At 54.0% G+C, this 22,355-nt stretch carries 21 protein-coding genes; 13 read left to right on the top strand and 8 right to left on the bottom strand.

Annotated features, from left to right (window positions below; genetic code table 11):
* The first annotated feature begins 19 nt into the window (after positions 1-19).
* Entirely contained in the window at positions 20-1,453 is a 1,434-nt protein-coding gene (pyk, locus tag AMM03_RS06745; RefSeq protein WP_090129783.1) for a pyruvate kinase, read from the top strand.
* A 49-nt stretch (positions 1,454-1,502) separates the two neighbouring features.
* On the opposite strand, the gene AMM03_RS06740 is transcribed toward pyk, so the two are convergent.
* Positions 1,503-2,225: a phosphatase PAP2 family protein gene (locus tag AMM03_RS06740; protein ID WP_090129781.1), complete on the bottom strand. Its 723-nt coding sequence runs from the start codon at positions 2,223-2,225 to the stop codon at positions 1,503-1,505.
* Positions 2,226-2,408: 183 nt separating this feature from the next.
* Between AMM03_RS06740 and fba the strand changes: the two genes are divergently transcribed.
* The 3 genes from fba (at position 2,409) to AMM03_RS06725 (ending at position 5,037) form a co-directional block, all read left to right on the top strand.
* Positions 2,409-3,473 carry a class II fructose-bisphosphate aldolase gene (fba, locus tag AMM03_RS06735; protein WP_090130713.1) on the top strand — a complete coding sequence of 355 codons (1,065 nt, stop codon included), beginning with the start codon at positions 2,409-2,411 and terminating at the stop codon, positions 3,471-3,473.
* Positions 3,474-3,497: 24 nt separating this feature from the next.
* On the top strand, positions 3,498-4,412 hold the full coding sequence (locus tag AMM03_RS06730) for a phosphoribosylaminoimidazolesuccinocarboxamide synthase (protein ID WP_090129780.1): 915 nt from the start codon (positions 3,498-3,500) through the stop codon (positions 4,410-4,412).
* Between the two features lie 88 nt (positions 4,413-4,500).
* Entirely contained in the window at positions 4,501-5,037 is a 537-nt protein-coding gene (locus AMM03_RS06725; protein ID WP_090130711.1) for an Mpo1 family 2-hydroxy fatty acid dioxygenase, read from the top strand.
* Here the strand turns inward: AMM03_RS06725 and trxA are convergent, their stop codons facing one another.
* A complete protein-coding gene (gene trxA, locus AMM03_RS06720) occupies positions 5,038-5,994 on the bottom strand; it encodes a thioredoxin (protein ID WP_090129778.1) in 957 nt (318 codons plus the stop codon).
* A gap of 123 nt (positions 5,995-6,117) precedes the next feature.
* Between trxA and purE the strand changes: the two genes are divergently transcribed.
* Genes purE through AMM03_RS06705 form a run of 3 tightly spaced genes read left to right on the top strand, consistent with a single transcriptional unit; the run spans position 6,118 to position 8,902 of the window.
* Positions 6,118-6,636, top strand: a complete 519-nt coding sequence (gene purE / locus AMM03_RS06715) for a 5-(carboxyamino)imidazole ribonucleotide mutase (protein WP_090130709.1) — start codon at positions 6,118-6,120, stop codon at positions 6,634-6,636.
* Between the two features lie 5 nt (positions 6,637-6,641).
* Positions 6,642-7,862 carry a 5-(carboxyamino)imidazole ribonucleotide synthase gene (locus tag AMM03_RS06710; RefSeq protein ID WP_090130707.1) on the top strand — a complete coding sequence of 407 codons (1,221 nt, stop codon included), beginning with the start codon at positions 6,642-6,644 and terminating at the stop codon, positions 7,860-7,862.
* 47 nt (positions 7,863-7,909) lie between these two features.
* The gene (locus AMM03_RS06705) at positions 7,910-8,902 is read left to right on the top strand and encodes an L-threonylcarbamoyladenylate synthase (RefSeq protein WP_090129777.1); all 993 of its coding nucleotides are present in this window, start codon (positions 7,910-7,912) and stop codon (positions 8,900-8,902) included.
* A 45-nt stretch (positions 8,903-8,947) separates the two neighbouring features.
* Here AMM03_RS06705 and AMM03_RS06700 read toward each other — a convergent pair whose 3' ends face one another.
* The 3 genes from AMM03_RS06700 to dacB form a co-directional block, all read right to left on the bottom strand.
* The gene (locus AMM03_RS06700; RefSeq protein WP_090129775.1) at positions 8,948-9,622 is read right to left on the bottom strand and encodes an OmpW/AlkL family protein; all 675 of its coding nucleotides are present in this window, start codon (positions 9,620-9,622) and stop codon (positions 8,948-8,950) included.
* 22 nt (positions 9,623-9,644) lie between these two features.
* Positions 9,645-10,667 (bottom strand): SGNH/GDSL hydrolase family protein, encoded by a 1,023-nt coding sequence (locus AMM03_RS06695; protein ID WP_228764597.1) that lies wholly within the window; start codon positions 10,665-10,667, stop codon positions 9,645-9,647.
* Between the two features lie 234 nt (positions 10,668-10,901).
* Positions 10,902-12,374, bottom strand: a complete 1,473-nt coding sequence (gene dacB / locus AMM03_RS06690; RefSeq protein WP_090129772.1) for a D-alanyl-D-alanine carboxypeptidase/D-alanyl-D-alanine endopeptidase — start codon at positions 12,372-12,374, stop codon at positions 10,902-10,904.
* 58 nt (positions 12,375-12,432) lie between these two features.
* Between dacB and AMM03_RS06685 the strand changes: the two genes are divergently transcribed.
* From AMM03_RS06685 to AMM03_RS06670, 4 genes are read left to right on the top strand one after another with little or no spacing between them, the layout of a single operon-like run.
* Positions 12,433-13,380, top strand: a complete 948-nt coding sequence (locus AMM03_RS06685; RefSeq protein ID WP_090130706.1) for a DMT family transporter — start codon at positions 12,433-12,435, stop codon at positions 13,378-13,380.
* Positions 13,377-14,150, top strand: coding sequence for a tRNA (adenosine(37)-N6)-threonylcarbamoyltransferase complex dimerization subunit type 1 TsaB (gene tsaB, locus AMM03_RS06680; protein ID WP_228764596.1), 774 nt, complete (start codon positions 13,377-13,379; stop codon positions 14,148-14,150). Before AMM03_RS06685 ends, tsaB begins: the two co-directional genes overlap by 4 nt.
* A gap of 27 nt (positions 14,151-14,177) precedes the next feature.
* Positions 14,178-14,681: a ribosomal protein S18-alanine N-acetyltransferase gene (gene rimI, locus AMM03_RS06675; RefSeq protein WP_090129770.1), complete on the top strand. Its 504-nt coding sequence runs from the start codon at positions 14,178-14,180 to the stop codon at positions 14,679-14,681.
* A gap of 9 nt (positions 14,682-14,690) precedes the next feature.
* Positions 14,691-15,509, top strand: a complete 819-nt coding sequence (locus AMM03_RS06670) for a uracil-DNA glycosylase (protein WP_090129768.1) — start codon at positions 14,691-14,693, stop codon at positions 15,507-15,509.
* Between the two features lie 12 nt (positions 15,510-15,521).
* On the opposite strand, the gene AMM03_RS06665 is transcribed toward AMM03_RS06670, so the two are convergent.
* Positions 15,522-16,427 carry a DMT family transporter gene (locus tag AMM03_RS06665; RefSeq protein ID WP_090129766.1) on the bottom strand — a complete coding sequence of 302 codons (906 nt, stop codon included), beginning with the start codon at positions 16,425-16,427 and terminating at the stop codon, positions 15,522-15,524.
* A gap of 78 nt (positions 16,428-16,505) precedes the next feature.
* On the opposite strand from AMM03_RS06665, the gene pyrF reads away from it, so the two are divergent.
* Positions 16,506-17,348 carry an orotidine-5'-phosphate decarboxylase gene (gene pyrF, locus AMM03_RS06660; protein ID WP_090129763.1) on the top strand — a complete coding sequence of 281 codons (843 nt, stop codon included), beginning with the start codon at positions 16,506-16,508 and terminating at the stop codon, positions 17,346-17,348.
* Positions 17,349-17,414: 66 nt separating this feature from the next.
* Here the strand turns inward: pyrF and uvrA are convergent, their stop codons facing one another.
* Together uvrA and AMM03_RS06650 are read right to left on the bottom strand one after the other, a co-directional pair.
* Positions 17,415-20,363 (bottom strand): excinuclease ABC subunit UvrA, encoded by a 2,949-nt coding sequence (uvrA, locus tag AMM03_RS06655; RefSeq protein WP_090130703.1) that lies wholly within the window; start codon positions 20,361-20,363, stop codon positions 17,415-17,417.
* A gap of 256 nt (positions 20,364-20,619) precedes the next feature.
* A complete protein-coding gene (locus AMM03_RS06650; RefSeq protein ID WP_090129761.1) occupies positions 20,620-20,919 on the bottom strand; it encodes a high-potential iron-sulfur protein in 300 nt (99 codons plus the stop codon).
* Between the two features lie 236 nt (positions 20,920-21,155).
* Here AMM03_RS06650 and AMM03_RS06645 point away from each other — a divergent pair, with 236 nt between their 5' ends.
* On the top strand, positions 21,156-22,331 hold the full coding sequence (locus AMM03_RS06645; protein WP_090130701.1) for an MFS transporter: 1,176 nt from the start codon (positions 21,156-21,158) through the stop codon (positions 22,329-22,331).
* Positions 22,332-22,355 lie beyond the last annotated feature (24 nt).

Below are 22,355 nucleotides of genomic sequence, written 5' to 3'. Positions count from 1 at the left end.
ACACCGGAGACTAGAACACATGCCCACCCGTGCCACCAAGATTGTTGCCACCTTAGGCCCCGCGTCCAGCGAGCCAGCCATGCTTGAAGCCATGATTCGCGCTGGTGTGAACGTGGTTCGACTCAATTTCAGTCATGGCAAGGCACAAGATCACATTGATCGGGCCCGATTGGTGCGTGAGGCTGCAGCCCGCGCTGGCCGTGAAGTGGCCATCATGGCTGACTTGCAAGGCCCCAAAATCAGGGTGGGCAAATTTGCCGAAGGCAAAGTCATGCTCGAGCCTGGTGCCAAGTTTGTGTTGGACGCATCTCGCACTGAGTTGGGAGACCTCACTGGCGTGGGTTTGGACTACAAAGAATTGCCCCGCGACGTCAAAGCTGGCGATGTGCTCTTGCTGAACGACGGCTTGATTGTGCTGACGGTCGATTCTGTGCAAGGCGAGAAAGTCAATACCACCGTCAAGCTGGGCGGAGAGTTGTCCAATAACAAGGGCATCAACAAACAAGGCGGCGGCCTGACAGCACCAGCCCTGACTGGTAAGGACATGGAAGACATCAAAACAGCCATGAGTTTCCAAGCCGACTATGTGGCCGTGAGCTTTCCTAAAAACGCCACAGACATGGAAATGGCCAGACAACTGGCCAACGTGGCCGCGGCCGAATTCAATCACAAGCCCGGTTTGATCGCCAAAATTGAGCGCGCAGAAGCTATTCCTCGTTTGGAAGAAATTTTGTTGGCCAGTGACGGCATCATGGTGGCACGCGGCGATTTGGCCGTTGAGGTGGGTAACGCCGTTGTACCTGCCTTGCAAAAACGCATGATCAAGTTGGCCCGCCAACACGACAAAGTGGTCATCACGGCCACTCAAATGATGGAAAGCATGATCACCAACCCAGTGCCCACACGCGCTGAAGTGAGTGACGTGGCCAATGCGGTGTTGGATGGCACCGATGCTGTGATGTTGAGCGCCGAAACTGCAGCGGGTAAGTTCCCCTTAGAAACCGTCCAAGAGATGGCCAAAATTTGTTTGGCCGCCGAAGCCGCCGAGGAGCACGAGCTCGACGCTGATTTCAATGGCCAAACCTTCCACCGCATTGACCAGTCAATTGCCATGGGTGCTTTGTTCACGGCCCACCACCTCAATGCCAAAGGTATTGTGGCTTTGACGGAGTCGGGTTCAACGGCCCTTTGGATGAGCCGCCACCGGGTCAAAATCCCAATTTATGCACTGACCACCAAAGTCAGTTCACAAAGAAAAATGGCTTTGTACAGAAACGTCCGTCCCTTGTTGATGGACACCAGCACAGACCGAGACACCGCTTTGACGCAAGCCGAAATGCACTTGAAAAAGCGCAACATTGTTTCGACGGGCGACATTTACGCCATTACCTGCGGCGAACCGATGGGCTCGCCCGGCGGTACCAACATGCTCAAAATTTGCAGAGCCGAGTAAGCACCAACTTTGCTTTAAGGCCCTAAAAATAAATAGCAAGCCCCGCGACTCAGGTCGTTGGGGCTTGATTTTTTGGATGCCGTATGGTGTCGTAAATGAGGTGGCTCAGCCAACCCACCGTCCAGCAAAGCCAAGCCGTCCACAGGGTGTGGCTCATGAAGTGGGCGCCGCGTACTTGTTGTGAAATGCCCAACACAAAACCAAGTAACACGGCAAGGCCCAACCATGTCCTTGCAGTTGGCGCACCACTTTGCTTCAGCCCAAAGTAAGCGGCCATGAAAGCAAATCCTGTGGAGGCATGGCCCGCGGGAAAGCAATGTCCGCCGCCGCCATCGCTTTGTGAAAAATCCCAATGCGAGACATAGGGAATGGCTCCGCCAAAAACTTGCAAGTCCCAAGGACATGTCGTTTGGCTGAAGCCCTTGATCAGGATGACTGACAACAACGCGCACACCACGGACAAAAAGACGCCGACCCGATCGGCGGTTGCCATAGACCGCAAGGCACCCCAAGGTCGCCAGATGCCGATGAGCATGGCCAATAGGAAAACCCAACCCAGGGTTCTGGCGCCTTCGTGCATGATTTTGACCATCCACCAATGGGTGCGAAGCGGAAATCCATCGCTTCCCCCCCAAAGGGCCGCCATTTTTAGATCGCCACCAGAAAAGTCCCAGCCCAGCAGCATGGGAAGCAGGATCAGACTGAGGGCAGCAGGAAGACGCCAGGAGGGCACAGATTGAGACCCAAGCGGGTCAGACGAAGGTACGAACATGATTTAAATCATAGTCTGACTTGCCGCAAAACTCAGATTTTTCACAGACGCTTGTTAAAATCATGGCCAGTTACAAGTCGGTTACATGATTGTTCTTAAGTGTTCTTAAGGCCTCAGAGCCTTTGAAGCAGATCAAAACCCTTGGCTTGGCAAAAGATTTTTAACTCTCTGGGACTTTTCATCATGGCACTCGTATCGATGCGCGAGCTGCTGGACCATGCGGCGGCCAATGGCTACGGCATTCCAGCTTTCAACGTCAACAATCTGGAGCAAGTCCAGGCCATCATGGAGGCTGCCAAAGAAACCGGCGCCCCCGTCATCATGCAAGCCTCTGCTGGCGCTCGCAAATATGCAGGCGAAGGCTTTTTAAAGCACTTGATTCAAGCCGCTGTTGAGTCTTACCCCGCCATTCCCGTGGTGATGCACCAAGACCACGGCCAAAGCCCTGATGTGTGCCAAGGCGCCATCAATTTGGGTTTCAGCTCCGTCATGATGGACGGCAGCTTGGAAGCCGACGGCAAAACCATTGCCAGCTACGACTACAACATCGAAGTGACCCAAAAAGTGGTCAGCATGGCCCACAAATTGGGCATCACCGTGGAAGGTGAGTTGGGTTGCTTGGGTTCACTCGAAACCATGCAAGGCGACAAAGAAGACGGTCACGGCACCGACGCGGTCATGACCCGTGAGCAGCTCTTGACCGACCCCGAGCAGGCCGCCGACTTTGTGAAGCGCACGCAACTCGATGCCTTGGCCATTGCCATTGGCACCAGCCACGGCGCCTACAAATTCACACGCAAGCCCACAGGCGATATCTTGGCCATTGACCGCATTCAGGCCATTCACAAGCGCATTCCCAACACCCACTTGGTGATGCACGGTTCGTCCAGCGTGCCACAAGACTTGTTGGCCATCATTCGCGAATTTGGCGGCAACATGAAAGAAACCTACGGCGTGCCCGTGGAAGAAATTCAAAAGGCCATCCAGTTTGGTGTGCGCAAAATCAACATTGACACCGACATCCGTTTGGCCATGACTGCTGCCGTGCGCAAGTTCATGGCGCAAAACCCCGACAAGTTTGACCCCCGCGATTGGCTCAAACCTGCCCGCGAAGCCGCCAAGCAAATTTGCAAACAGCGCTACATCGAGTTTGGCTGTGAAGGCCAAGCTGGCAAAATCAAAGGTCACAGCTTGCAAGTGGTGGCAGCGCAATACGCAAAAGGTGAGTTGGCGCAAGTCGTTCACTGAAATTGCCTCGATAATGCAGTCACTATGACGACAGTTTCTGCATTACACACCTCCGCTTTAACGTCCCTCACCTTGCTCGCCCGTGGCAAGGTGCGTGACAACTATGCCGTGGGCACCGATCGCATTTTGATGGTGGCCTCCGACCGCATCAGTGCCTTTGACGTCATCATGGGTGAGCCCATTCCCGGCAAAGGTGTGTTGCTCACGCAAATGGCCTTGTACTGGTTTGACAAGCTCGGCCCCAATGGCCTGAACTTGTGCCCTATTCACCTCACAGGTGATTCGCCCGAATCTGTGGTCAGCGCAGCAGAGGTGCCGCAAGTCAAGGGCCGCTCTATGCTGGTCAAGCGCTTGAAGCCCATCCCTGTGGAAGCGGTGGTGCGCGGTTATTTGGCGGGCAGTGGTTGGAAGGAATACCAAGAGGGTCAGCAAGTGTGCGGCGTCAAGTTGCCCGCAGGTTTGAAGAACGCCAGCAAACTGCCTGAGCCCATTTACACCCCCGCCGCCAAAGCCGCTGTGGGCGATCACGACGAAAACATCACGTTTGAAAAAACAGTCGAGATGATTGGCCTCGATTTGGCCACACGCATCAGAGACATCAGCATTGCCATCTACAAAGCGGCCAGCGACATTGCGGCCCAAAAAGGCATCATCATTGCCGACACCAAGTTTGAATTTGGCTTGGATGCCGATGGTACCTTGGTGCTGATGGACGAGGTGCTCACACCCGACTCTTCACGCTACTGGCCTGCCGAAAGCTATGTCGAGGGCATCAACCCCCCCAGTTACGACAAACAGTTTTTGCGCGACTGGCTGGAGGGTGCTTTGGTGAATGGCAAGCCTTGGGGCAAAACCCCACCGGCTCCTCGTTTACCCCGTGAAGTGATTGAGAAGACCTCGGCAAAATACGAAGAAGCGCTGCAGCGATTGACTCGCTAAGTTTTGCAAATTAATTCATTGCCAAAAGTCAGCCATTGGCTTTGACCATGGCATGAGAACAGCGCTTCAATTGTTGGAGAAGCTTTTCATGATCAGTTTGTTCCGCTCAGCCCCCGAACTCATGGTGCAGTATGCGCACTACCATCGTGACCGCCGCAACATTGTCACGCACTTGGTCGGTATTCCTTTGATTGTTTTGTCCATTGGCATGCTGTTGTCTCTGGTGTCTTTGGACATCGGCGGCGTGAGTGTCACGCTGGCAGGCTTGCTCTGGGCACTTTCTGCGGCTTGGTACCTCACGCGTGGCAATTTGCTGTTGGGCTTGGCCACCAGCTTGGTCAATGGCGCCTTGATTGCCTTGGCGCACACGCCCGAGGCGGCGACAGGATGGGGTCTCAGCGCCCTTTTTGATGCCGCTTGGTTTCCAGGCTTGGTCGTGTTTGTGGTTGGCTGGGCCATCCAGTTTGTGGGCCACACCTTCGAAGGCCGCAAGCCTGCCTTTGTGGACGATGTGGTGGGCCTGCTGGTAGGCCCCATGTTTGTGGTGGGCGAGGTTTTGATGATGGCCGGCATGCTTCGCAGCATGCACAGCCTGATTGAGGCGCAGGCTGGCGCTACGCGCTGATCAATTCAGCATCATGCTGAGTTTGCGTCGATAGCTCGACACCATGGCCGCTTGCGGGTCTTCTTGCACCGCACTTTTTCCCATCAACTCAATGCCGCCCGCCGATTTGCCGGTCTGATCGGCGCCGCCTTTGGGTGCTACAGGGGTAAGCAACTCCAACAAACCCACCATGGTTTTGCGCGGCGCTTCGTCGTTCCACTTTTTGTCGCGCATGATGATTTCCAACAGCTCATCCATGGCGCCCGTCCAATCGTCGCTGGCCAAGAGCACACGGGCTTTGGCAAAGCGGGCGTCAAAGTCGCGTTTGTTGGCGGCGATCAGTTCGTCAAACTTTTCCAGGGGCCATTGGCCCAAGGGGTCGGTGGTGACAAAGTTCAATGCTTCCAGCCATTGCTTCAAGGCTTCAAAGCGCAGCTTGAGAGGAATTTGGGACAGGCAGGGTTTTAAAACAGTCTCTGCATCGTCAAGTTGACCCATGCTGATGAGCAGTTTGACGAGGTCAAAGCGAGCTTCATCGTTTGCGGGGTTGGCCTGCAAGGCCTCCAGCAATTTGGTTTGGGCTGTTTCTAAGTCGCCCGACTCTAGGAGGGCTTCGGCCTCTTGAACTTCTGCTTCTGCCAAGACTTCGTTTTCGCCAGGGACGTGTTTGTCCAAGAACTCGCGCAATTTGCCTTCGGGTACTGCCCCCATGAAGCCATCGACAGGTTGACCGTTTTTGAGCAAAACGCAAGTTGGAATGCTGCGAATGCCAAAGGCTGCGGCCAATTGCTGCTCTTGGTCAGAGTCAATTTTGACCAATTTGAAGCGGCCGCCGTAGGCGACTTCCATCTTTTCTAGGAGGGGGCCCAAGGTTTTGCAGGGGCCACACCAAGGTGCCCAAAAGTCCACCAAAACAGGGGTGGTCATGGAGGCCGCAATGACCTCGGTTTCAAAAGTTTCTACGGTGACATCAATCATATTTACCAGACCTAAGGGCTAAACCTTAAAATTCAAGGATTCAACTGAATTTCAAACGAATTTAAGTTGAGACAATTATTCAATTTTTATCGACTGCGTCTTGACGCTTCAGCAAAGCCCAACATGACAAATACCGCATCCAAAGCCAAAACACGCGTCGGCGTGGTCATGGGTTCCAGCTCCGACTGGGACACGATGCAACACGCAGTACAGATTCTCCAACAGTTTGGCATCGATCACGAAGCCAAAGTGGTTTCTGCGCACAGAATGCCCGACGAAATGTTCACTTATGCTGAAACGGCCCTCGATCGCGGCTTGTTTGCCATCATTGCGGGTGCCGGTGGCGCAGCGCACTTGCCCGGCATGTTGGCCGCCAAAACGGTGGTGCCTGTGTTGGGCGTGCCGGTGGCCAGCAAACATTTGCAGGGTGTCGATTCACTGCACAGCATTGTGCAAATGCCTAAAGGCATTCCGGTGGCCACCTTTGCCATTGGCGCGGCGGGTGCGGCCAATGCGGCTTTGTTTGCCGTGGCCATGCTGGCGCAAAACGATGCTGCCTTGCAAGCCAAACTGGAACAATTTAGAAAAGATCAAACGGCTGCAGCACAGGGCATGACCTTGCCACCCGTCGGCGCGGCGTGAACGGCATGACAAATTCTGTGTCTTTGTTGCCGGGTGGCAATGCTGCTTCTAGCGCCTCGACTGCTTCGAATTCTGCCTTTGAACCGCTCACCTTGGGTGTGATGGGCGGCGGTCAATTGGGCCGCATGTTTGTGCATGCTGCGCAAAGCATGGGCTACTTCACTGCCGTGCTCGACCCCGATGCCAACAGCCCTGCTGGACGCGTCAGCCACCGTCACATTCAAACCGATTACACCGACCCTAAAGGCTTGCAGCAATTGGCCGAGTGCAGCGCTGCCATCACCACCGAGTTTGAAAATGTACCGGCCCCTGCGTTGCGCGAATTGGCCAAGCTTAGACCGGTAGCGCCTGGCGCCGATGCCGTGGCCATTGCGCAAGACCGTGCGGCAGAGAAAGCCCACTTTGTGAAATGTGGCGTGCCGTGTGCACCGTATGCCTTGATTGAAACTGCCACTCAGTTGGAAGAGGCCTTGTCCACTAACTTATTGCCAGGTATTTTAAAAACATCGCGCATGGGCTATGACGGCAAAGGTCAAGTTCGAATCAAAGACGCCGATGCATTGCGCGCAGCATGGCAAGACTTGAAGCAAGTGCCTTGCGTGCTTGAAAAAATGTTGCCGTTGGCACTGGAGTGTTCGGTTATTGTGGCGCGCGGCTGCGATGGGCAGATGGTCAATTTTCCGGTGCAACGCAATTTGCATCGCGAAGGCATCTTGGCTGTGACAGAAGTTTACGAAGGTCATTTGCCCCAAGCATTGCAACAGCAAGCCGTGGCTGCAGCGCGTTCAATTGCGGAAGGTGTGAACTATGTCGGCGTGTTGTGCGTTGAGTTTTTTGTGTTGCAAGACGGCAGCATGGTGGTCAACGAAATGGCACCCCGCCCCCACAACAGTGGCCACTACACCTTAGATGCTTGCGACCAATCTCAGTTTGATTTGCAAGTTCGCACCTTGGCAGGTTTGCCTTTGACGCAGCCACGGCAACACAGCGCCGCCATCATGCTCAACTTGTTGGGCGATGTGTGGTTTGATACAAACAACACCCTGCGCTTGCCCGATTGGGCGGCAGTCTTGGCATTGCCCGGCACGCACCTGCATTTGTATGGCAAAACCGAAGCGCGTAAAGCACGCAAGATGGGGCACCTCAATGTGACGGGCGCCTCTGTCGAACAAGTGCGTGCAGTTGCTTTGAAGGCTGCCGCCATTTTGGGCATTGAAGCTTTTTAAGTTGAGTGCATCAAGCGCGGCACTCACACCATTTCAATTTTTGACACATGATCATTTCCGGCAACAACCCCTTGCATGTGCAACAAGCCGCTGAAGCTTTGTGCGCGGGTGACTTATTGGGTTTGCCGACAGAGACAGTTTATGGTTTGGCCGCTGACGCCAGCAATGAAAAAGCGGTTGCCAAAATTTTCGAAGCCAAAGGCCGGCCCTCGAATCATCCGCTCATCGTTCATGTGGCCACAGCAGAAGCAGTCAATCGGTTTGTCAGCGAAGTGCCTGACTTTGCAATACAGTTGATGACACAGTTTTGGCCAGGCCCGCTCACGCTCATTTTGCCGCGCCGTCCAGATCAAGCAGCAGCAGCTGCAGGTGGTCAAAATTCTGTGGGCGTGCGTTGCCCTTCGCACCCTGTGGCGTTGGCCGTATTGAATGCCTGTGCCGCCAAAGGCGTGTGGGGCGTAGCAGCACCCAGCGCCAATTTGTTTGGCCGCGTCAGCCCTACAAGTGCTGCGCATGTGCAATCTGAATTTGGCGATGCGCTGTTAATTTTGGACGGCGGTGAGTGCGATGTGGGCATTGAATCCACCATCGTCGATTGCACGCGCGGTGTGCCTGTGTTGCTACGTCCCGGACAGATTAGCCGCATGCAAATTGAACAAGCGTGTGGCTTGAAATTGGTGAGTCCAGAATCACTGGACTCAGAGGCGCCGCGTGCATCAGGGACTTTGGCGTCGCATTACGCGCCCAGCGCCAAGGTGCGTTTAATGAGTTCGGCTGATTGGCACAAGGCCTTGTTGGCGTTGGGCCCCCACACACAAAACTTGGCTTTGTGGTCACAAGAAAAACCTGCAGAAGAACTGAAGGGTGCGGGCTTGTTTTGGCGTGCCATGCCCGTCAGTGCAGACCAAGCAGCACATGACTTGTTCAGTGTGTTGCGAGATTTTGATGCGCGCGGAGTGCGTACTATTTGGATAGAGACACCGCCTGATACACCTGAGTGGGAAGGTGTGCGTGACCGTTTGAATCGGGCTGCCGCTTAAATGAAAAAAGCACTCCGAAGAGTGCTTTGGTAGAGCGGTATTAAATTAGAAACGCATGCCAACACCCAGGCTAATGCCAATGGGGTTCAGTGTGATGTCTAAAGTTTGACCGCTTGACAAAGTGTTGCGTGTTTTCAAAGGCGTTCTGGTAATGCCGCCATCAACAAACCAACGCTCGTCAATTCTGTAGCTGCCGCCCACTTGGAATGTGGCCGCCATTTTCGATTGAATGGAAATCGTTGTGGGGTTGGCAGGCGTGCCGCCGGTCAGGGCCGTCAGGGCCGCTGTGCTGTGCTCGCTGTCGAACTTGGCGTAGGTGGCGCCAATGCCCAGGTAGGGTCTGAACATGGCATTGGCTTCGCCAAAGCGGTACTGCAGCATCACGGTAGCGGGTATGACCTTGTTGTCGCCAATTTTGCCAACGCCCGCAATACTGCCTGCACCGTACAGGTCATGCTTAAAAGGTAGTGCCAAGGGCAAATCAATGGCCAAATTGTTAGACCACATGTAAGTGACGCCACCAGCCAGCTGGGTGCTGTTACTGACAGCGGTCTTAGCGCCTGGCAGAGAGGGTGCAGACAAATCGCCACTGGTCACTTGGGGGGCCAATTGCATGATGCCGCCGCGCACCAGCCAGCTTCCTTGTGATTGCGCTTGAACAGAGGCGCTGAGGGTCAGTGCTGCAATCGCAGACAACGCAAAGCAGAATTTAGATTTCATGGTGTTTCTCCTTTGCTAAGTATTAAAGCCAGCCTGCCGTGGCCAACGATTTTGCGACCAATTGGCTCATCAGTTGATAACCGTAGGGGGTTGGGTGAAAGCCATCAGAGAAGGCATATGTTTTCCACCAGTTGCTGTCCGCTCCAGCGGGCGGTGTGGCTGCCGAGAGGGCTGAAGCAGTGCAAGCTTGAAAGTTGCGAGTACCACAGGCTGTATCTGTGACATTCGTAATGCCATACTGAGCAGGGTTAGTAACTTGGTCGTTCATTGCCGCGTAGAAGTCAACTACAACTACTTTCTGACCACTTTCTTTAGCGCGCTGCAATAGTTGAGCGTTGAAGGCTTCTAGCCAAGACATGAACAAGCCTTCTGCACTGACTCGAGCAGCTGGACCATTGGCTGCAGCAATTTGAGCTAAAACGGCCTGAAACCTGGGCGTTTTTGTAATGCTTGGCATATTCAAGATCGCAACACGTTCCGCACCTTTGGCCAAGGCGTTGTCCCGAACACTGTTGTAAAGCTTATCTGCCAATGCGACCATGTAGACACTACCGGCAACTTCAAGCCCAGAACTTAGAGCAGATGCGGGAATTAATGAAGTGGCAATTCCTATAAATCCAGCGCCTGCATCAAGACGAGCGTTCAGATAGGCGCCAATCAAGTCACCGGCATCATTACCACCACCATCAATCAAGAGTAAATCTGATTTTTTGTAACCATCTGTTGGCGTCCCAACTTGAAGCTGTTTGACGATAGAAAATGGAGAAGCCTCCCCACCTTTTGCTGCAGGATTGTTGATTCTTGCATCACCTACAGCGTAGCTTGTGCAATTAGCCGCACTATTGAGGGAAAAATTGATGGTAGCAGGACCTGTGACCGTTGCTTTGTAATAGTTACAAAGTTGTGGCGCACCCAATAAAGCGGCAATCCTTTCTGTCCAAATAGTATTGGGTTCACTCTCGCTGCCTTGAACAGAAAAAACTCGACCAAAACCCGCGGCAGGATTGCTCGCAAACACACCACTGTCAGAGAGGCTATCACCCATCACTTTGACCGATGTGATGCCCGCGCGTTGGCTGGTTGAGTCTGCGCCACCACCCCCGCAACCAGCCAAAATGGCTGCAGCTGCTGTGGCAAGCAGTGCAACTTTCCACTTCATGGATTTCATCTTTCACCCCTTTGTCGTATTCGTTTCGTTGTGAAAAAGAACGGCCGTTCTTTTGTAGACAATCTACTGCACAGGGGGTACTTCAAGTGATGGGGTAACTACTAGTTTGGGCTAAGACTTCTTTTGATCTTCCACGGTCCATTCCAAAAGCTTGTCAAAAGCGCTTCGAGCGGCATTGGCATTGGGATGGTTGATCATCACCACAAACACATACCGCTGTCCGCTCAAGCCTTCGACATAGCCTGCCAACGAGGCTACGTCTCGCAGGCTGCCAGATTTCAAACGCGCCCGGCCAATGGCCGATGACTTGGGCGCTCTGTCTTTGAGGCGCGATACGGTGCCATCGACGCCGGCTATGGCCAAAGAGCTCTGCAATTCACTAGAGAAATTGCTGTTGGCCGCCCACACCAGCAATTCGCTCAGCGCTAAGGCGCTGCTTCGCTCCTCGCGGGAAAGGCCAGAGCCGTTGTCAATCACGGGCAAGGCTTGGTTGGGTAGTTTTTGTTGCCACCACCTGAGCACAATTTGGCGTGAAGCTTCGAAGTTGCCTGGCCCCTGTTGACTGGACAAGGTGAGAAACAATTGCTGCGCCATCACGTTGTTAGAAAACTTATTGATGTCGGCCACGATGTCTGTCAGCGGCAGTGAGGGGGCTTCATGCCAAAGTTTGGCCTGGCTTGGCGTGATGCCGGTGCGCACTTGGCCCTTGAGTCTGCCGCCTGCTTGCGCCCACATGGCCTGCACCATGCGCGGTGCAAACGTGTGAGGTTGAATGTAGGCCACCGGCCATTTTTGTTCTCCGCAAGATGCGGGGTAGGCGCCTTGAAAGCGAATGCTTTCTGCTTGTGAAAAGTCGGCGCGCAATTGGCTGCGCCAATCTTGGCAAGGACCAGAGGACAACGAGACGGTTGTGGGCCACTGCACGTTGGCCAGGGGGGGCTCGCCTTCAATTTTCGCAATGCCAAGTGCTGGATCGGGTGAAAACTTGAACAACATGGCATTGAAATTCAACAACAAGCCTTGCGGTGCGACGTTGTAAGGGCGCAAGGGCTCATCGTCAAAGCTGGCCGCACTTTGGGGGGGCAGGTCAAACACACTGCCATCCAAAATGATGTCGCCCTTTACCTCTTTAATGCCTTTGCGCAAAATTTCTTGTAGCAAGTTTTGAAGACGTTCCAATACCAACTTAGGGTCGCCACTGCCCTTCACATACAAATTGCCTTGCAAGACACCGTCAACAATTGGGGTATCGACCCAGATGCGATTGCGCCACGTAAAGTCTGGGCCCAAGATCGACAGGCCGGCCGAGGTGGTGATGAGTTTCATGACCGATGCCGGGTTCATGTCCGCATTGGCACGGTGCGTCAGACGCGGCGTAGGCGCTGTTGGCTTGTTTGCTCCGTCTGGGGCCAAAGGCGTGATCAAAATACTGACGGCATTCAGCGGCACATTGGCTTGCTGTAGGGCGGAGACAACGTGAGCTGGAATTTTGGTTTTTTCGGCGGCCATCAAACTGGGCGAGTGCCCTGCCAACAGCAAGCTGAAACCCAAGGCGCTGACAGTTAAGTTTGAAAATTTTGGCATAGGCTTAGTCTAGCCGCCCCCCAGAGCCCCTGTGAAGCACAAGTCGTATGATTGGCCCATGGCTTTATCTTCCCAAAACATCGGCCGCTTGTCGGCGCTGGTCACCATCGTTCTCTGGACTTCATTCATCATTGTGGGCCGAGCATCCTCTTCGCATGTCTTGTTGCCTCTGGACATCGTACTGGCGCGTATTCTGGGCGCTAGTTTGGTTTTGTTGCCTTGGGCTTGGTGGATGATGCGTGAGCCAAGGCGAAGGGGCGAAAAAGTGGGATCCTTATTTGGTTTGTCACCTTTGCCGCTGCGTCAGACGGTTCAAGCCGGATTTTTAGGCGGGTTGATGTTTGCCACCTTGGCCTACCTCGGTTTCTTTTTTGCCCCAGCTGCCCATGCCTCCGTCCTGATGCCTGGCAGCTTGCCGCTATGGACCACCTTGTTGATGTGGTTGTTTTTGCGAGAACAAATTGGCGTACACCGTGCCATTGGTCTAGGTTTCATTTTGGTAGGCGATGTGTTGGTAGGTGGTGCCAGTTTACTTAAAGCTTTTGAGGGCGGCGACGTTTGGATTGGTGATTTATTTTTTGTGTGCGCGTCCATTTGTTGGGCTGCTTACAGCGTCACCGTTAGACGTTTTGGCTTAGATGCTGCCAAGGCGACCATGGCCATCACGGCCTTTGCTTTGGTGAGCTTTGTGCCCTTGTACACATCACTGGTGCTTTTGGGCATCTTGCCGAGTCATTTTTCTCAAGCCTCGTGGACAGAAATTTTGTTGCAAGTGTCGTTTCAGGGCGTTGGCTCAGTGGCCATCTCCGGCATTAGTTTTACCCAAATGATTCGCTCATATGGCCCCGTTAAATCCACCATGCTCACAGCAGTTGTGCCGGGATTGTCTGCTTTGGGGGCTGCCATTCTTTTGGGTGAGCCCATATCGTGGAATTTAATGATTGGCCTAGCGTTGGTCACCTGCGGCATTTTGTTTGGTGTTCGCCAAGCAATGGTAAAGACATGACGGAAAAATTGAAATTCTTGGCTTTTGAAACCAGCACCGACATGATGTCGGTGGCTGTGAGTCGAGGCACACAAACTTGGCATTACCATGGCGTGGGTGGCTCTAACGCTTCCGCACAGTTAATCCCTGTGATTCAAGACTTGTTAGGCCAAGCTGAACTCACACTGAACGATCTCACCGCACTGGTCATTGGTCATGGCCCTGGCTCATTCACGGGCTTGCGCACGGCCTGTTCGGTGGCGCAAGGTTTGGCGATGGGCGCTAACTTGAAAGTCATTCCCATTGACACATTGATGGCGGTGGCTGAAGAGGCGCGAGTCAAGTTGGACTTGGCTGAAGCAGAAAAATGTCTGCCCTACCAAGTGGGCGTTCTCATGGATGCACGCATGAGCGAGGTTTATGCCGGCACCTATCAATGGGTGCCAGAAAAAAGCCAGTGGAAGTCTGTGTTGCCATTGCAGGTAGGCCCACCAGAAATCATGTTGCAAGCAATCAGCAATTTGCCCATGATGTGCAATGTCTGGGCCGGAAACGGCTTTGATGTCTACAAAGATCGTTTGAATTTGACCGCTCACATGACAACAAATTGCCCCACAATTTGTGCGGATTCGATGCCCCACGCATTGGCTTTGCTAAGACTGTCGCATACAGAGTGGGTCTGTGGGAACGCCGTTGCCCCAGAGCATGTTCAGCCCCTTTATATCCGAGACAAAGTGGCTCAGACTACCGCAGAACGTGACGCCATCAAAGCCGCCAAAATGGCTGTCTAGCATTCAAAGTTATCGCCCATTTCAAACATGCTTTGGCCAGACCATTTCAAACAAGAAGCCGCACCTGATTTGAAGGTGCAACTCTCGCTCTTGTCTGAGTCTGATTTGCTGCGGGTGGTGGCTGTCGAACAAACGACTTATAGCCATCCTTGGACGCTTGGCAATTTCAATGACGCATTGAAGGCCGGTTATGCCGCTTTTAAATTGGAAGCGGGTGAATATTTGGTCGCTTATTTGGTAGCCATGCAAGTGGTTGACGAAGTGCACCTGCTGAACATCACGGTCGCCCCTGCTTTTCACCGGCAGGGTTGGGCGCAAGCTTTACTGCAATATTTGAAACTTTGGTCTTTGCAGCAAGGCGCCAACTGTTTGTGGCTGGAAGTTAGGCAAAGCAATGAGCCCGCCCTAAATCTGTATCAGACCTTCGGTTTTGAACAAGTTGGCCTTCGAAAAGACTACTACCCTGCCAGCCGATCGACCCGGGAGTCCGCAGTGGTCATGCGCATGACGATAGCGTCTGATCCTCGTTAAACTCTAGACATGACACAAGACCAGGACGTCGACACCCGTTTTGAATTGGACGACCGCCAACGGGCTATGTTGGCAGAGATGGGCGTGCGCATTTGGTTGCCTAAAAAGCTTCCTACTGCAATTGTTTCGTCGCCAGTGATGGCTCAAAGTGTGACGCATGAAGCCCCATCTTCTTCTGTTGCCGATACACCCGCTATCAAGCCTTTAGCAAATTCACCCGCACCTCAGCTTGTTTCAATGCCTGTCGTCGACATCAGCGCCTTGCCTGAAGGCATTGCCCAGATGGACTGGCCTTTGCTGCAAGCCGCAGTGTCTGCTTGCAAGGGCTGCGGCCTGTGCCAAGGACGTCAACAAGCCATTTTGGGTGAAGGTTTGCAGACCGCCGATTGGCTGGTGGTGGGAGATGCCCCTGGCGAAGACGAAGACAAAGAGGGCGCTAGTTTTGCGGGTCCCGCAGGCCAACTTCTTGACAATATGCTCAAGGCGCTGGGTTTAACGCGTCAACAAGTCTACTTAACGCACGCCCTTAAATGCCGCACGCCTTCGGGGCGAAATGCCAGTCCAGTGGAGGTATCTCACTGTGCAACTTACTTGAGCAGACAAGTGGCGTTGGTACAACCTAAAGTCATTTTGGCGATGGGTCGAACTGCGGCCATGGCGCTCTTGCAAAGCACTGAGCCGTTAGGCAAGCTTCGATCTGAAGTCCAAAGCTTTAATGGTGTACCCGTGGTCGTGACTTATCCGCCGGCGTACTTGCTGCGTAACCAGGCCGACAAGGCCAAGGCATGGGCAGACTTGTGCTTAGCGGCAAGCTTGGTGCAGTCATAAAGCGCAAGTGCCTTACGAAACAGTGGGCGCGCCATCAGGTTTTTTTTGACTGGGCCACAAAACGCTGGCGATGGCGATGGCGATCAAGCCTGTGGCGGCCCAATCTTGCCAATGCAACAGTTCGTTCAATGCCAGTGAGCCACTGAACACGCCCAATATGGGCACCATCATGACGCTGAGTGTGGAGGCGAGAGGCGGCAAATTGCGCGCCAAATAAAACCAAGCGGGATGTGCAAAACCAAACACAAGAATGGCGTTGTAAAAAATGGAGAACCAGTGAACCTGTGAGGGCGGTTGCCACTGGTCTGACTCAAATAAGGTGGCCAGGATGACCAAAACACATGCGGTCATGGCGGACATCCAAAACGACAGGGTTAGTGTTGGCAGGGGTATGGCCGTTCTGCGCAAAAGTTGTGTGCCCATGGCCCATGCGCAAGCGGCAGTTAAAGCTAGCAACACACCGATGGGTTTTCCTGACAAGTTGGCCAACTCATGCCAAAGTAAAAAAATCACGCCCAAGGCGGCGGCTGCGACGCCACCCCAGGCTCGCTTAGAAAGCTGATTCTGAAAAATGAAGGCGCCCAAGAGTGCTGAAAAAATGGGCATGGTGTAACCCAAAATGGCAGACCTGCCGCTTGACAAATATTGAACTGCCAAAACGATGAGGGCGTGCCAAATGAACATGTTGAAAAGCCCTAGGATGAATAGCTCGCGCCAATATTGACGGGGAATTCGAAACGGAACTTTCATGGCCAGCAAACCTAAACCCAAGATGGGTGTGCCAATCACCAGACAGAGTGCACGGTAGGTCAGCGGCGGGTAACCCGTTACCCCAAGCTTCATGATGGGCCAATTAAAACCCCAGACGACGGTGAGCAGGGCCAAGAGTACCCATTGACGTGATGTAAGAGCGTGCATGGGGTGAGATCTTAGGCGCAAAAGCCAAAATGTGTCCGTAAGGTCGCAGTGATTGACTTGAGCCTTTAAAATCTGAGCATGACCTTCTTAGAACAACTGCAAGGCGCCGAGCGCCAAAACGGCTCCCTGTTGTGTGTGGGCTTGGACCCCGAGCCCAGCAAATTTCCTGCGGGCCTCAAGGGCGACGCCAGCAAGATCTATGATTTTTGCGCGCAAATTGTTGACGCCACGGCCGATTTGGCCATTTCGTTCAAGCCCCAAATTGCCTACTTTGCCGCGCACCGCGCCGAAGACCAGCTGGAAAAACTCATGGAACACATGCGCCGCAACGCGCCCCATGTGCCCGTTATTTTGGATGCCAAGCGCGGCGACATTGGCTCTACCGCCGAGCAATATGCCAAAGAAGCTTTTGAGCGCTACGGTGCCGACGCTGTGACTTTGTCGCCCTTCATGGGCTTTGATTCGGTGCAGCCTTATTTGAAATACCACGGCAAGGGCGCGTTTTTGTTGTGCCGCACCTCCAACCCGGGTGGCGATGATTTGCAGAACCAACGATTGGCTTCTGTGGAAGGCCAGCCCCTTTTGTATGAACACGTCGCCAAGTTGGCGCAGGGCCCTTGGAATTTGAACGGCCAGTTGGGCTTGGTGGTGGGTGCCACTTACCCTGCAGAAATTGAACGTGTGCGCAGTTTGGCGCCTACTTTGCCCTTGCTTATACCTGGTGTGGGTGCACAAGGTGGCGACGCGGTGGCCACGATCAAGGCGGGCTACCGACAAAGCAATGGCGCCACCACGGGTGCCGTCATTGTGAATTCATCGCGCGCTATTTTGTATGCGTCATCGGGCGATGATTTCGCACAAGCCGCGCGCAAAGAAGCCATGCGCACGCGCGATGTGTTGCGCGCTGCAGCGCAAGGCTGATTCAGCCGCGCTTCAATCACGCGTTTGCAATTCAGCATCCTCACGCCATAAAGCGTGCAGGACGCTTTATTTTTGCAGCAAGCGCTTTAAGTATTTGCCTGTGAAGCTGTCAGGATTTTCTGCCAGCGTTTCGGGTGTGCCGACGCCGACCACCGTGCCACCGCCAGAACCACCCTCAGGGCCCATGTCGATGAGCCAATCCGCCGTTTTGATCACATCCAAGTTGTGTTCAATCACCACAATGGTGTTGCCCGCATCGCGCAGTTGGTGCAACACTTTGAGCAGCAACGCAATGTCGGCAAAGTGCAAGCCAGTAGTGGGCTCATCCAAGATGTACAGCGTGCGACCAGTGTCGCGCTTAGACAATTCCAAAGCCAACTTCACCCGCTGTGCTTCACCACCCGACAAAGTAGTGGCTGCTTGTCCTAAGCGGATGTAGCTCAAACCAACATCGAGCAAAGTTTGCAACTTGCGGGCAATGGCGGGTACAGCGCTGAAGAATTCGTAGGCCGCTTCAACAGTCATATCCAGTACTTGGGCAATGTTCTTACCCTTGTACAAAATTTCTAAGGTTTCGCGGTTGTAACGTTGACCGTGGCACACATCGCAAGGCACATACACATCGGGCAAGAAGTGCATTTCCACTTTGACCATGCCATCGCCTTGACACGCCTCGCAGCGGCCACCGCCATTGGATGCATTGACGTTGAAACTGAAGCGACCCGGGCCATAACCGCGCTCGCGCGCTGCAGGCACTTCAGTCATCAGGTCACGAATGTGGGTGAACAAACCGGTGTATGTGGCGGGGTTGCTGCGGGGTGTGCGGCCAATGGGCGACTGATCGACATTGATCACTTTGTCAAAGTGGTACAGGCCCAAAATGTCTTCGTGTGCAGCAGGCTCGTCGTGGGCACGGTGAATGCTGCGCGCCGCTGCGGTGTACAAAGTTTCGTTCACCAAAGTTGATTTGCCTGAACCCGAGACACCTGTGACGCAAGTGAGCAAGCCCACCGGAAACGCAACGCGTACGTCTTTCAGGTTGTGACCTGTGGCGCCCACAATTTCAATGAAGTCTTTGCCAGGCGCATTGCGCTTGGCAGGCACTTCAATGGTTTTGCGACCGGACAAATACTGTCCGGTTAAAGAATCTGGCGCCAGCAAAATTTCTTCACAGGTGCCTTGCGCCATGACACGACCGCCGTGCACACCGGCACCTGGGCCCATGTCGATCACATGGTCGGCAATGCGAATCATGTCTTCATCGTGCTCCACCACCAAGACGCTGTTGCCAATGTCGCGCAGGTGTTGCAATGTGCCAATCAGGCGGTCGTTGTCGCGCTGGTGCAAACCAATGCTGGGCTCGTCGAGCACATACATCACTCCCGTGAGGCCCGAGCCAATTTGGCTGGCCAAGCGAATGCGTTGTGCTTCGCCGCCCGATAGCGAGTCAGCACTGCGGTCCAAACTTAAGTAGTTCAAACCCACATCGTTCAAGAACTTCAAACGAGAGCCAATTTCACGCACCACTTTGTCGGCAATTTCGGCTTTGGCGCCGCGCAGTTTCAAGCTTTGGAAATACGTTTGGGCTTCGCCTAAAGTGACGTGGTTTACTTCGTAAATGGCGCGCGCTTGATCGCCCTCGCCCACACGCACATGGCGTGCTTCGCGGCGCAAACGGGTGCCTTTGCAATCAGCGCAAGCATGGTGACTGCGCATGCGCGCCAAGTCTTCGCGCACCACACTGGAGTCAGTTTCTTTGAAGCGTCGCGTGAGATTGGGAATGATGCCTTCGAAAGGATGCTTCTTGGTCAGGCGCTTGCCTTGCGACGCACCCGACTCCACGATGTAACTGAACTTGATGTCTTCTTCGCCCGAGCCCCACAAGATGCAATGACGCACAGTTTCTGGCAAGGACTCAAAAGGCGCTTCGACATCGAATGCGTAATGCTTGGCCAAGCTTTCCAGCATGCTGAAATAAAAACCATTGCGACGGTCCCAGCCCTTGATAGCGCCACTGGCCAAGCTCAAAGAAGGAAAGGCCACCACCCGGTCGATGTCAAACACTTCGGTTGTGCCCAAGCCATCGCAAGTGGTGCAAGCGCCCATGGGCGAGTTGAACGAGAACAAGCGCGGTTCAAGTTCTGCAATGGAATAGTGGCACACAGGACACGCAAACTTGGCGTTGAACATGTGCTCTTTGCCCGTGTCCATTTCAACCGCTACCGCGCGTTGCTCTGCCAAGCGCAAAGCGGCTTCAAAACTTTCTGCAATTCGCTGGCGCAGGGCATCGCGCGCGGGCGCTTCGGCTTCATGGCGAATTTTGAGGCGGTCCACCACCACATCGATGTCGTGCTTTTCGGTTTTCTTGAGGGTGGGTAAATCTTCGACTTCAAACGTTTCGCCGTTGATGCGAAAGCGCACATAACCCAGCGCTTGCATCTGCTCAAAGACTTTTTCAAACTCGCCTTTGCGTTCACGCGCAATGGGCGCCACGATCATGAGGCGTGTGTCTTCGGGCAGCTCTAAGACGGCATCGACCATTTGACTCACGGTCTGCGCTTGCAACGCCAAGTTGTGGTCAGGACAATAGGGCGTACCCGCGCGTGCAAACAACAAACGCAGGTAGTCGTGAATCTCGGTCACGGTGCCCACCGTAGAACGCGGGTTGTGACTGGTGGCTTTTTGCTCAATAGAGATGGCGGGCGACAGGCCCTCGATCAAATCCACATCGGGCTTGTCCATCAGTTGCAAAAACTGGCGGGCATAGGCCGACAAACTTTCCACATAGCGGCGCTGACCTTCGGCATACAAAGTGTCAAAGGCCAAGCTGGATTTGCCAGAGCCGCTCAGGCCCGTGATCACCACCAGTTGGTTGCGCGGAATATCGAGGTCGATGTTTTTGAGGTTGTGAGTGCGGGCACCGCGCACGCTGATGTGCGTTTGGCGCAGGGCACTGGCCAGATAGGCGCCTGTATCACCAGCAGACTCTGCGGCCTCTAGCCGTGCGGCCGCCAGTTCGGCTTCTAAAAGGCGAACTTTCTCTTTGGCAGTGGCCAGAGCAGTCAAACTTGCGGGGGCGTTGGGAGCGTTCAAAATCGAGGTGCCAGACAAAACCCTCGATTATCGCTAAAGACGGGCAGGCTGTCTGCCTCACCAAACGAAGAGCACCACTGAAGGAATGGTTGAAATGAAAAAAGCCAGCAGTTTGCTGGCTTTTCGAGGTGCTTCAAGTTTGGGCGCGAGGCCCATAACTTGTTGCAGCGGCCTTCAATTAGGCTTTCTTGGCGTAGGCAGAGCACCAACCGGCACCGGCCACTTGCTTGCCAGCAAACAGAGGGCAACCGCCAGCGGCGTCAGAGGCTTTACCTTGGTACAAAGCGCAGTTGCTGCACTTTTGGCCAGCAGCGTACTTGGGGTTCTTTACTTTGGTCGCATCAGCGGCGTAAGCCAAAGCTGCAGCTTGTGGGTCTTTTTCGTTCACCATGGCTTGAGCCATGGCTTGCGTGGCTGCCAAGGCTGTGCCACCCAGTGCAACTTGCATCATGAAAACGCGACGGTTAGTTTGTTTCATAAAAACTCCAGTGAGGTTGGTAATAATCTAGACGGACGGATATTAACTTCAAAAAAACTTGAGCGTTGAAGTCAAGTTTTCCAAAGGACGTGCATTTGTTAATTGCGCGCGACTTTTTGGGTAACTTGCTTCGAATCAGGGACAATCGGTCACAAGACATCAAACCTATGACCGTACCACTTTCCAACCCATCTACGCCTGAAACAGCAGCTTCCGAAGCTAGCGCAGCGTCAAAAATGACCCCCTTAGAGAAGCGATCGAGTTTTTCTCTGGCGTCCATTTACGCCCTGCGCATGCTGGGGTTATTTGTCGTGTTACCGGTTTTTGCCTTGGAGGCAGCCAAATACCCAGGCGGCAACGATGCGGGCTTGGTGGGTTTGGCCATGGGCATCTATGGCCTCACTCAAGGGGCCTTGCAGATGGTCTTTGGCGCGGCTTCCGACAAGCTAGGGCGCAAAAAAGTCCTCGTCTTTGGGTTGCTGATTTTTGCGGCAGGCAGTTTTGTTGCGGCTGCCGCAGACTCCCTCATGGGCCTGATTGTGGGTCGATCCTTACAAGGCGCAGGAGCCGTCTCCGCGGTGGTCACAGCTTTGTTGGCCGATCAAACCCGTGACGTGGTCAGAACCAAGGCCATGGCCTTGGTCGGTGCCAGCATTGGCCTCATGTTCGCTTTGTCCTTGATCTTGGCGCCCGCCCTCAGCGAAGTGGCGGGTTTGTCGGGTTTGTTCATGCTCACCGGCTTCTTGGCCTTGGGTGGGGTGGCCGTGGTCATTTGGGGCGTTCCGCCCGAATCAAGCGCCCCTATTGCTACGCCCAAGGGCAGTTTGAGGGAAGTTCTGACGCACATTCCTTCCCTTCGGAACAATCTGGGCGTCTTTGTTCTTCATGCTGTTTTATTGGCCATGTGGGTGGCAGTGCCGCAGATGTTGGTGGATGCAGGCTTGTCCAAAGAGCACCATTGGTGGGCCTATTTGCCCGCGGTGACCTTTGGTTTCTTGGTCATGGGCAAAACCCTCTTTCCCCTTGAGCGCAAAGGCTACTTGCGCGCTGTGTTCTTGGGCTCGGCCATGGTCATTGCACTGGTGATGTTCAGTTTGGCGCTGGTGGCTGGCGGTACGCCTAATTTGTGGTGCATGGTCGCCATTTTGTGCGTTTTCTTTTCCGCCTCCAATATTTTGGAAGCCTGCCAACCTAGCATTGCCTCGCGTGCGGCCCCGCCCCATGCGCGCGGCATGGCCATGGGCTTTTACAACACCTTGCAGTCGCTGGGCTTTTTTGTCGGTGGCGCCGCAGGTGGCGCCCTCATGAAAGCTGGAGGCGCTACGGTTTTATTCCAGGTTTGCGGCTTGGCCACTTTAATCTGGCTTTTGCTTGCATGGTTCATGGAACCCATTGAAGCACCGGCCCGCTAACAAGCATAATTGCAACCTACACTC

Source organism: Limnohabitans sp. Rim11 (assembly GCF_001269365.1).
Taxonomy (GTDB): Bacteria; Pseudomonadota; Gammaproteobacteria; order Burkholderiales; family Burkholderiaceae_C; genus Limnohabitans_A.
The sequence above is the reverse complement of the archived record's forward strand: the minus strand, read 5'-3'. Positions and strand labels throughout refer to the sequence as shown.

Excerpts from the sequence above, each read along its gene's own strand:
- pyk (WP_090129783.1), top strand. The coding sequence starts at position 20 with ATGCCCACCCGTGCCACCAAGATTGTTGCCACCTTAGGCCCCGCGTCC.
- AMM03_RS06740 (WP_090129781.1), bottom strand. The coding sequence starts at position 2,225 with ATGTTCGTACCTTCGTCTGACCCGCTTGGGTCTCAATCTGTGCCCTCC.
- fba (WP_090130713.1), top strand. The coding sequence starts at position 2,409 with ATGGCACTCGTATCGATGCGCGAGCTGCTGGACCATGCGGCGGCCAAT.
- AMM03_RS06730 (WP_090129780.1), top strand. The coding sequence starts at position 3,498 with ATGACGACAGTTTCTGCATTACACACCTCCGCTTTAACGTCCCTCACC.
- AMM03_RS06725 (WP_090130711.1), top strand. The coding sequence starts at position 4,501 with ATGATCAGTTTGTTCCGCTCAGCCCCCGAACTCATGGTGCAGTATGCG.
- trxA (WP_090129778.1), bottom strand. The coding sequence starts at position 5,994 with ATGATTGATGTCACCGTAGAAACTTTTGAAACCGAGGTCATTGCGGCC.
- purE (WP_090130709.1), top strand. The coding sequence starts at position 6,118 with ATGACAAATACCGCATCCAAAGCCAAAACACGCGTCGGCGTGGTCATG.
- AMM03_RS06710 (WP_090130707.1), top strand. The coding sequence starts at position 6,642 with ATGACAAATTCTGTGTCTTTGTTGCCGGGTGGCAATGCTGCTTCTAGC.
- AMM03_RS06705 (WP_090129777.1), top strand. The coding sequence starts at position 7,910 with ATGATCATTTCCGGCAACAACCCCTTGCATGTGCAACAAGCCGCTGAA.
- AMM03_RS06700 (WP_090129775.1), bottom strand. The coding sequence starts at position 9,622 with ATGAAATCTAAATTCTGCTTTGCGTTGTCTGCGATTGCAGCACTGACC.
- AMM03_RS06695 (WP_228764597.1), bottom strand. The coding sequence starts at position 10,667 with ATGGGTGATAGCCTCTCTGACAGTGGTGTGTTTGCGAGCAATCCTGCC.
- dacB (WP_090129772.1), bottom strand. The coding sequence starts at position 12,374 with ATGCCAAAATTTTCAAACTTAACTGTCAGCGCCTTGGGTTTCAGCTTG.
- AMM03_RS06685 (WP_090130706.1), top strand. The coding sequence starts at position 12,433 with ATGGCTTTATCTTCCCAAAACATCGGCCGCTTGTCGGCGCTGGTCACC.
- tsaB (WP_228764596.1), top strand. The coding sequence starts at position 13,377 with ATGACGGAAAAATTGAAATTCTTGGCTTTTGAAACCAGCACCGACATG.
- rimI (WP_090129770.1), top strand. The coding sequence starts at position 14,178 with ATGCTTTGGCCAGACCATTTCAAACAAGAAGCCGCACCTGATTTGAAG.
- AMM03_RS06670 (WP_090129768.1), top strand. The coding sequence starts at position 14,691 with ATGACACAAGACCAGGACGTCGACACCCGTTTTGAATTGGACGACCGC.
- AMM03_RS06665 (WP_090129766.1), bottom strand. The coding sequence starts at position 16,427 with ATGCACGCTCTTACATCACGTCAATGGGTACTCTTGGCCCTGCTCACC.
- pyrF (WP_090129763.1), top strand. The coding sequence starts at position 16,506 with ATGACCTTCTTAGAACAACTGCAAGGCGCCGAGCGCCAAAACGGCTCC.
- AMM03_RS06650 (WP_090129761.1), bottom strand. The coding sequence starts at position 20,919 with ATGAAACAAACTAACCGTCGCGTTTTCATGATGCAAGTTGCACTGGGT.
- AMM03_RS06645 (WP_090130701.1), top strand. The coding sequence starts at position 21,156 with ATGACCCCCTTAGAGAAGCGATCGAGTTTTTCTCTGGCGTCCATTTAC.